General features: G+C 72.6%; 6 protein-coding genes. 5 read left to right on the plus strand and 1 reads right to left on the minus strand.

Annotation, left to right across the window (positions count from 1 at the left end):
* A partial coding sequence (locus tag M3N57_03490; GenBank protein ID MDP9021760.1) for an electron transfer flavoprotein subunit beta occupies positions 1-359 on the minus strand: 359 nt, incomplete at its 3' end.
* A gap of 164 nt (positions 360-523) precedes the next feature.
* Here M3N57_03490 and M3N57_03495 point away from each other — a divergent pair.
* The 5 genes from M3N57_03495 to M3N57_03515 form a co-directional block, all read left to right on the plus strand.
* On the plus strand, positions 524-1,336 hold the full coding sequence (locus tag M3N57_03495; GenBank protein ID MDP9021761.1) for a methyltransferase domain-containing protein: 813 nt from the start codon (positions 524-526) through the stop codon (positions 1,334-1,336).
* Between the two features lie 163 nt (positions 1,337-1,499).
* Complete coding sequence (locus M3N57_03500; GenBank protein ID MDP9021762.1) at positions 1,500-3,140, plus strand: HD domain-containing protein; 1,641 nt, start codon at positions 1,500-1,502, stop codon at positions 3,138-3,140.
* A gap of 89 nt (positions 3,141-3,229) precedes the next feature.
* On the plus strand, positions 3,230-4,486 hold the full coding sequence (locus M3N57_03505; GenBank protein MDP9021763.1) for an amino acid permease: 1,257 nt from the start codon (positions 3,230-3,232) through the stop codon (positions 4,484-4,486).
* 217 nt (positions 4,487-4,703) lie between these two features.
* Positions 4,704-5,276 (plus strand): sigma-70 family RNA polymerase sigma factor, encoded by a 573-nt coding sequence (locus M3N57_03510; GenBank protein ID MDP9021764.1) that lies wholly within the window; start codon positions 4,704-4,706, stop codon positions 5,274-5,276.
* A partial coding sequence (locus tag M3N57_03515; protein ID MDP9021765.1) for a hypothetical protein occupies positions 5,273-6,146 on the plus strand: 874 nt, incomplete at its 3' end. The genes M3N57_03510 and M3N57_03515, both read left to right, overlap by 4 nt.

The raw sequence follows: 6,146 nt of genomic DNA on the forward strand, positions 1-6,146 counted from the left end.
GCGCCCATCAGCACGAGGTCGAACTCCTCGTGGCGGAGCGCTCCCGCGATCACCTTCGCGGTCGCGATCGCGTCGGATCCCGCGATGGCCGCGTCGCTGATGTGGACGGCGGAGTCGAGCCCGTACGACAGCGCCTTGCGGATCACCGACTGGGCGTTGTCAGGTCCCATCAGCAGAGCCCGCAGCTCGGCCCCATGCCGCTCCTTGAGCCGAACCGCCTCCTCGATGGAGTACTCGTTCATCGGGCACAGCACCGAGTCGACCGCGTCACGGTCGAGGGTGCGGTCGTCGGGATCGAGAGGCTTCTCGCCGGCGGTGTCGGGGACCCGCTTGACGGCGACGATGACTTTCACCGACATCCTTCCTCACCTGAAGATGGCTGACGCTACTTCCGTCGCGCCGTGGTGACCGGTTGCTGACGGACGCATGGGGACTCACGCGCCGGTTGCGGCTCGGGCGCACCGCGCTTGCTACCGTTCGCACCATGGGACCGTCAAATCCCGGAGAGCGCCCGAGGACGGCCATGACCACCACCTTGCCCCTGCTGACCGTGACCGGCGAACGCACCGTCCCCGACGTGGCGGACGAGCGGTACTGGTTCGAGCGGCACGTCGTTGCCTACCGGCTGGCGGCCGCCAAGGCACCGGGCCTGGCTGTCCTGGATGCGGGCTGCGGCGAGGGATACGGCGCGGCGGCGCTCGCCGCAGCCGGTGCGGCCCGGGTCGTGGCCGTCGACGTCGACCCGCAGGTCGTGGCCCACGTCGCCCGCCGCTACCCGCAGGTCGAGGCGGTCGAGGCAGAGCTCAGCGACCTTCCGCTACCCGACGACAGCGTCGACCTGGTCGTCTCCCTCCAGGTCATCGAGCACGTCTGGGACGTCGAGGCGTTCCTCGCCAGCCTGCGCCGCGTGCTGCGGCCGGGCGGTGAGCTGGTCGTGTCCACACCCAACCGGCTGACGTTCACACCGTCCGACACCCCCGTCAACCCCTTTCACGCCCGCGAGTTCACGGCCGATGAGCTGCGGGCCGCGCTGACCGAAGCCGGTTTCCACGTCGGATGCCTGCTCGGCGTCCACCACGGCACGTTGCTGAAGACGGCCGACCGGATGCTCCGCGACGCCGTCCCACACGTGCTGGCGGGCAGCCCACCCGAGTCGTGGCCGGCAGGCGTTCGTCGACTGGTCCACCGCGTCGATGCGTCGTGGTTCGAGCTCCGTGATGATGCACTCGACGCGAGCCTGGACCTGATCGCGCTGTGCCGGCTCCCACGCCCAGACGCCACCGGCGTCGACATCGCCGGCGTTTCATCCCGACCGGCGTCCACCGCGCCCACCTAGTGCTGACGGCCACGCGACCGTGAACGCGCAGTCGGGAACTTTCCGTCGTTTCGGCCACACGAACGGCGACGATGACGTATCGTGTGGATGACGACCCGGAGGGGAACAAACGGGGGCTGCTGGAACCCACCGCTGGCGGCGACGCCCCGTCGCCGCCAGGCTGTTGCGTGGCACCGTCCTGGCCAGCCCGGTCGTGGTCGCCGTGCTCACGTCGTGGACCCTCGCGGGGCTCCTGCCCCGGCCAGCGACGATCTTCGGGATCGTCCTGGCGTGGTTGGCACTGGCAGCAGCCGCGTTGGCCACGTTGTGGCTTGTCGAACGGCTGGCACGTCGCCTGCTCCCCCTGTCGTACCTGCTCGACCTGTCGCTGCTGTTCCCCGGAGAAGCTCCGGACCGCTTCCGCCTGGCACTGCGCTCGGGAGGCGTCCGTCAACTGCGCACCCTGGCCGCAGACCAAACGGCCGACGGTGACGACGCCAACCCCGCGGCGGCGACCATCTTGGCCCTGATGGCGAACCTCAGCAGCCACGACCGCAGCACGCGCGGGCACTCCGAACGGGTCCGCGCCTACGCCGAGGTGCTCGGCCGGGAGCTCGGCATCGTCGGTGACGACCTCGACCGGCTGCGCTGGGCCGCGCTACTGCACGACATCGGCAAGCTCACCGTCCCCGCCCAGACACTGAACAAGGACGGGGAGCCGGACGCCGAGGAGTGGGAGGTCATCCGCCGCCATCCCGACCACGGGGCCGACATCGCCGCGGGGTTGCTGCCCTGGCTCGGTGAGTGGGGCCAGGCGATCCGCCAGCACCACGAGCGCTTCGACGGCAGCGGCTACCCGGGCGGTCTCGCCGGGCAGGAGATCTCGCTCGCCGCCCGCATCGTGTCGGTCGCAGACGCGTTCGAGACGATGACCGGTCACCGGACGTACCGCGCGCCGATGGGGGTGGCCGCCGCCCGCGAGGAGCTGACGCGGTGCGCCGGCGCCCACTTCGACCCCGACGTGGTCCGTGCCTTCCTGAGCCTGTCGATCCCGCGGCTGCAGCGCGTCGCCGGGCCGCTGGCGTGGTTGTCCGGCGTCCCGCTGTTGCGCAACATCAGCCATGTCGCGCGCCCCGCGTTCGCCAACACCAGCGCCACGGCCGGGGTCGCTGTGACGGCGATCGCGACCGCCACGCTGGTCTTGGGGCTTCTGCCCCAGACCACCGCGGCGCCCCGCACCGCCGGGGTCAGCGACCTCCCACCGGTCGTCGCTGACGTGTCGTCCTCGACACGGATGGACGGTCGTCGCGCGGCCGCCGAGATCCACACCGTCCTCGAGGCCGATGACGACAGCGCCGAGACGTCGTCAGACCCCGCCGACCAGCAGGATCGCCCGACGGTGGGTGACGCCGCGTCGTGGACGCCGAGCGGCGTCGACAACAGCCGAGCCGGTGCCCGCGGGACGACGGCGGCGGCTCCGTCCGGCGCGACGTCGTCCGGCACACCACCGTCGGCGGGTACCGGCTCGTCGGCCACAGCACCGTCCGCGGATGTCGGCTCGACGTCGGGGACGCCGCCGCCCTCGGGTGCCGCACCGATCTCCCAGCCGGGCGCCCCACCGCCATCGGTGTCCGAGCCGGCGCCAAATGACGGTGGCTCCTCGCAGCTGGCGCCAGACGACCGCCGGAAGCGGAACGGCCCGCCTGAACCCCACCCGGGTCGCGGCTCCGACAAGGAGCCCCACGCAGACCCACCCCCACAGGCCAGCGCCGATCCCGAGCCCGATACGGCGCCCGGCGGCGGCGCCTATCCGTCGCCTCGTTGAGGCGCTGAGCCGCGAACGCGGCGCGGTTGCCGAACCCCGTCTCATCGTGTCGATCCGCTGGCGCACCGCCGTCCCCGACGAGCACCCGGATGACGACCCGCCGATCACAGGAGCTCGATCGGCGCCTGTCCACCGCCGACGCGGTCACCATCGGCCTCGGCGCGATGATCGGCGCCGGCGTGTTCGCCGCGCCCGGCCCCGCGGCGGCTGCCGCGGGAACGTGGATGCTGGCCGGCCTCGCCCTCGCCGCACTTGTCGCGTACGCGAACGCCACCTCGTCAGCCCAGCTGGCGGCCGTCTACCCCGAGTCCGGCGGCACCTACGTCTACGCACGTGAGCGCCTCGGCAACTACTGGGGCTTCCTGGCTGGGTGGAGCTTCGTCGTTGGCAAGACCGCCAGCCTGGCCGCCATCGCGCTGACGTTCGGCGCCTACGTCCACGCCGACCTAGCCCGGCCCATCGGCGTCACGGCGGTCGTCGTGATGACCGCGGTGAACGACCGCGGCGTGGAGAAGACCGCCCGTCTGACGCGCATCATCGTCACGATCGTGCTCGCCGCCCTTGCCGTCGTCGTCGCCGCGACGCTGCTCGGTGGACGAGCGTCGGTTGACAACCTCGACACCGCGGCTGCCGGCGGTGTCTGGGGCGTGTTGCGGTCCGGCGGCCTGCTGTTCTTCGCCTTCGCCGGCTACGCACGGCTGGCCACCCTCGGCGAGGAGGTCCGCGACCCCGAGACCACCATCCCGAAGGCCATCCCGATCGCGCTCTGGCTCGTCGTGGCCATCTACGCGATCGTGCTCGGGTCCGCCCTGCTGACCGGCGGAGCGAACACCCTCGCCGACGCGCCCGCTCCCCTGGCCACCGCCGTGGAGGCAGGGCGCTGGGCGGCAGCCGCACCCATCGTCAGAGTCGGCGCCGCGGTCGCGTCAGCCGGGGTGCTGCTCTCGCTGCTGGCCGGCGTTAGCCGCACGACTCTGTCCATGGCCCGCCGCCGAGAGCTTCCGAGTTACCTCGACGCCGTGCACCCCACCCACCGGACCCCCCACCGAGCCGAGGTGACCACCGCGGTGCTCGTGTCCGCGATCGTCCTCGTCGCGGACCTGCGGGGCGCCATCGGGTTCAGCTCCTTCGCGGTCCTGACCTACTACGCGCTCGCCAACGCCTCGGCGTGGACGCTGTCCTCGGCTGAGCGCCGCTGGCCGAGGTGGCTCGCTGGACTCGGCGTCGCGTTGTGCGCACTGCTGGCGTTCACTCTCCCTCTCGTTGCGGTCGTCGGCGGCGTCATCCTGCTGAGCAGCGGATCGGTCGTGTGGCTGGCCACCCGCCGGTCGCAACGGGGGCCGTAGCGCGGCCGGGTGACACGCCAGCCGTGATCACTAGCGGCGACTTCGGGAAGTCCGTGTCCGTGCTGTTGAGGTGCTGTGAACCGCCCCGTAGCTGCTGTCGAGTTGGGGCGCCGTCCGGTGGACCTCGTGCCTCTCGATCCCTCGCCGGACGTGAACCCGTGTCAACCCGCACCCCGCGTCGTGCGTTCTCCTTGCAGTGCAGTCTGAGGGAGGATGCATGGCCACGGCGGGAGCGGCCGGCCGACGAAGGACCGCGGGGGCGACGGGGGACGTGGCCGAGGAGACCCACGAGAGTTCCTTCCGGCGCTTCTACGACGCCGAGTTCCGCAGCACCTACGCGTTGCTGCTGGCACGAACGGGCGACCGGTGGGTCGCCGAGGAACTGCTCCAGGAGGCGTTCACCCGCGCCTACCGGGACTGGGACCGGGTCGGCCGTTACGAGCGACCCGCGGCGTGGCTGCGGACGGTCGCCGCGAACCTCGCCGCGTCACGGTTCCGACGGCTGGGGGCCGAGGCCCGGGCGATGCTGCGGCTGCGCGGCATGCGTCACGACGTCGCCAGCGTCCCGTCGGCGCACGACGACGTGGTGTGGGCCGAGATGCGCCGCCTCCCCAACCGCCAGGCCGAGGCACTGATCCTGCACTACGTCCACGACCTGCCGGTCGCGGAACTTGCGGCTGCCATGAGCTGTGCAGAGGGCACCGCCAAGGCGCACCTGCACCGGGGACGTCGGGCGTTGGCCCGCCGGCTGGGAGTGCCGCTGACCAGCCCCGAGGAGGGTGCGCCATGAACCTCGACGAGCGCATGCGCCGAGCGACCACCGCGCTGCTGGAGCAGGTCGACGCGGTCGACGGCGACCGGCTGTACGCCCGCATCACCACCCGGCCGAGACGCCGGTGGGGGCTGGCGGCCGTCGCGGCAGCGACCGCCGCGGCCACGGTCGCGGCGGTCGTGGTCGTGCCCCGGCTGGTCGACCGGGGGGTGATCATCGACCAGCCGCCGTTCGCCGACACGAGCCCGTCCCCGGGCGGGGACGGTGCGGGGGTGCCGACGGGGACCTGGCGGCGGGTCCCCGACCCCCAGGGGCTGTTCGGCGGTCCCGGCGAGCAGGTGATCACGGGACTCGCGGTGGCCAACGGGGTCGCGGTCGCGGTGGGGGGCGACGGCGAGCACGGCGACCAGGCCGCCATCTGGCGCGCCGCGCAGCTGGACCGCTGGGAGCGGGTCGCCGTCGACCTGTGCGGGGAGGCGTCGTGCACGATCGGCGACGTCACCACCGTCGCGGAGGCGTTCGTCGCCACCGGCCAGGTCGACGGCCTGCCGAAGGTCTGGACGTCGGAGGACGGGGCGGTCTGGGCCCGCATCGACCTGCCCGTCCCCACTGGCGGCCGGTCAGCAGCGAGCCGGGTCACCGCCCTGGAGGAAGTCGTCTCGTCCGGTGACGGCCCGGTCGTCGTGCTGGGATCGATCGAGTGGAGCGATGGTCAGGTGCAGCCGGTCGCCTACCGCGCCGACGGCCTCAGCGGCGAGTGGCAGCAGGGCGGCTTCGGGCCCACGTTCGACGGGGACGTCGCGGTCGCGTTCGACGCGCTGACCTGGTTCGCAGGCCGCTACGTCGCGATCGCCCGAGCCGGCGACGGCCTGGGATTCGCCCACTCCG

The sequence above is a fragment of the Actinomycetota bacterium genome, from assembly GCA_030776725.1.
Classification (GTDB): Bacteria; Actinomycetota; Nitriliruptoria; order Nitriliruptorales; family JAHWKO01; genus JAHWKW01.